This window comes from Gelidibacter sp. (genome assembly GCF_039916245.1).
GTDB lineage: Bacteria > Bacteroidota > Bacteroidia > Flavobacteriales > Flavobacteriaceae > Gelidibacter.
Map to the genome: position 1 here is coordinate 1 of NZ_JBDSLS010000002.1, position 2,737 is coordinate 2,737.

Consider the following 2,737-nt stretch of genomic DNA (forward strand, 5'->3'; position numbering starts at 1 on the left):
TTTGCTGCACTTTTCGGAAAACCACACTATAAAATTGAAGCTGTTGAAAGCGAAGGTGTGCGCACTTCTTTTTTTGAAACAGGCCCCAATAAAATAGAATTATTGGAAGCGACTTCGGCAGATAGTCCTATTGCTAAATTTATTGAAAAGAAAGGGGAGGGCATCCATCACATCGCCTTTGCCGTTGATGATATTGAAGCAGAAATAGAACGGCTTTCAAATGAGGGCTTTACGGTGCTCAACAAAACCCCTAAAAAAGGCGCCGATAATAAGTTGGTCGCATTTTTACACCCCAAAAGCACCAATGGGGTTTTGATTGAATTATGTCAAGAGATAAAATCCTAAATTTGTTGTAGTATTTTAAAATAAGTAGTAATATTGCATCCTCTTTAACCGGTCCTATAGCTCAGCTGGTTAGAGCACTTGACTCATAATCAAGTGGTCCCTGGTTCGAGCCCAGGTGGGACCACTAAAACCCTTCAAATCGAAGGGTTTTTTTATTCTCTTAATTCAGTGAGGCACTGCTTCATACTCACATTAAATTTTTGAATGGACTTTAAATGGGCGCTTTCCAGAATTACGAACATCGCATCCTGGCAAACCCTTCTATATCACAACTGCAAGGATCTTATTTTCTTTGAAATAAAAATCCACTAGTAAAACTTTTCTCTTCATTCCCTCAAACCAACCATCAGGTCCTTTTTAAATCAGGAAGCCTTAAGACCATAACAAATTAAAATAATCATATGATTAAAGCCCGGAATTGAATGTGCTACGTAAATAAAAATGAAAGTAAGCTTGGTCATAAAATCTCAAAAAATAAGTATTTTCACATAAGGCTGGGACAGTAATCGACCTAATGTGGTAAACTTTATCAATATTGGAGTAGATGAAGGCGCACAAAAATTTGTATTACAAGCAATAGGCCGTGGAGTAAGAATTCAACCAGTTTCGGGTATTAGAAAACGTCTTGATTACATAGTAAGTCCAGAGGAAACACAAACGCTTTCTAGATTTATAGACATAAAATCTAAAGCAGACATTCTGAAAAGGAACTTACCGTTAGAAAGTTTGTTTTTGTTTGCTACTAAAAAGAAGTAATTAAAAATATTACTGAAAATTTAAGTAGAGAAAAGGATGCTGATGATTGGAAAACCATAAAGCATATATCAAAGACTTCCATACCACAAGAATTAGTTATTCCAAAATATGAAGAGGTAATCGTAGACATTCCTGCGTATTCAATAAACAAAGATGAATATAATGACCTTATAGAATTTGTTGGAGCAAGCTCAGGTGAAAAAGATAAAGTGGTATTGATGCAAGCACCAATCAATGTCTCAAAGACTTTAATTTCAGCTTTAGAAAAAATAAGAGTAGAAACAAATTTCAATTTTACAATTTCAAAGTCAAATCGAAAACCTATAGATAATCTCTTGCTTTTAAATCAGCACTTCCATCAGAAACCTAAGCGTTTAAAGTCTTTTGAACCTGTTTTAACTGAAATAAATCATTTTGAAAAAATAGAAGTTGATAACCTACCTGATAATGAACTTGAATTATTAGAACAAGCAATTATTGACTCAATAAAAGGCAGTAAATCCGAATATGATTCAGTAAGTGATATTATTGCTGCTTATTCTGCAAAAAAACTCGATGACCAACAATTACAAGAACAACTCGATTTATTCAATCGGAAGGATAAACCGAACAACTATACTTACAACGGATTGAAACTCGAATTAAATACAGATTTTTTAGTTGAGCATTACTACAATCCAATCATTCTAACTTCGGATGCGCACAAACAACTTTTCAAACACATTGTATGGGTTCCTTCAGAAATTGAATTTCTAAAAAAACTTCAAGAAAACAGAGACAAACTTGAAAAATATGAGTGGTGGTATTTCTCCAAGATAGATGAAACAACAGACAATGTATCTATTCCATATTACGACACTCGAGAGCAAGAATTTAGAAACTTCTTTCGATTTTATTTTTTGGCTTAAACCAAAAGATTCAGATAAATTGATAATAAAATTCATTGACCCCAAAGGAAATGTTGTTGGAACAGGTAACACGGAAGATAAAGCCTAGGGTTATGAAAATATCTTTAAGGGGCATACAATAAAGTACCACGATAAAGAAGTTGAAATAAACTTATTTTTCTATAACAAACCTACGGGAGTTAACGAATCAGTACGAGATTATTTCACGAAAGACTTTAAAAAAATGTTTGGATAATGGCACAATCACTCCGAAATAGCCAATATATTTTACAATAAGAGGTTTAGCTAAATAGTTATAATTTTAAACGAACTTTAGACGAGATTTAGATGAAATATAGATTTTATTATACGTAACAATATGCTTAGTAGTGGTTTTGAAGTGACTAAGGTCTAGCTAAATAAATAATTTAGATGAACTTTAGACATTTATTTTGAATGTAATTTTATGATATATAACTATACTGCATAGTCCAATGTGCAATTATCGCTAGAAATTGCACATCTACATATGCAACATGGAGCTATTATTTGTAAATATTTAACTTAAAGTGTGCTAAGTTGAACAATATTAACGGTCTCAGTGATAATAATAAAGATGATACTTATATATAATAATCGAGATAAAATTGGTATATTTGCACCAACAGTACACACCACGCTACCCATTTGCACAGCGTCCCAGGGTGTGTCTTTTGCTTTTATACCTTCCCTTATTTTCTTAAACAAAC

The 2,737-nt window shown here is 32.8% G+C and carries 4 protein-coding genes and 1 tRNA gene; 4 read left to right on the forward strand and 1 reads right to left on the reverse strand.

Translation table 11 applies throughout. From position 1 onward, the window contains the following. The 4 genes from mce to ABIQ28_RS00150 all read left to right on the forward strand — a co-directional run. The coding region (gene mce / locus ABIQ28_RS00135; RefSeq protein WP_348034718.1) for a methylmalonyl-CoA epimerase at positions 1 to 345 on the forward strand (345 nt) is incomplete at its 5' end. A 50-nt stretch (positions 346 to 395) separates the two neighbouring features. After that, positions 396 to 469 (forward strand) — tRNA-Ile (locus ABIQ28_RS00140). 392 nt (positions 470 to 861) lie between these two features. Then, positions 862 to 1,101, forward strand: coding sequence for a hypothetical protein (locus ABIQ28_RS00145; protein WP_348034719.1), 240 nt, complete (start codon positions 862 to 864; stop codon positions 1,099 to 1,101). A 218-nt stretch (positions 1,102 to 1,319) separates the two neighbouring features. Then, positions 1,320 to 2,009: a hypothetical protein gene (locus ABIQ28_RS00150; RefSeq protein WP_348034720.1), complete on the forward strand. Its 690-nt coding sequence runs from the start codon at positions 1,320 to 1,322 to the stop codon at positions 2,007 to 2,009. A 543-nt stretch (positions 2,010 to 2,552) separates the two neighbouring features. Here the strand turns inward: ABIQ28_RS00150 and ABIQ28_RS00155 are convergent. Next, the coding region (locus tag ABIQ28_RS00155; protein ID WP_348034721.1) for a hypothetical protein at positions 2,553 to 2,737 on the reverse strand (185 nt) is incomplete at its 5' end.

Excerpts from the sequence above, each read along its gene's own strand:
- ABIQ28_RS00150 (WP_348034720.1), top strand. The coding sequence starts at position 1,320 with ATGCAAGCACCAATCAATGTCTCAAAGACTTTAATTTCAGCTTTAGAA.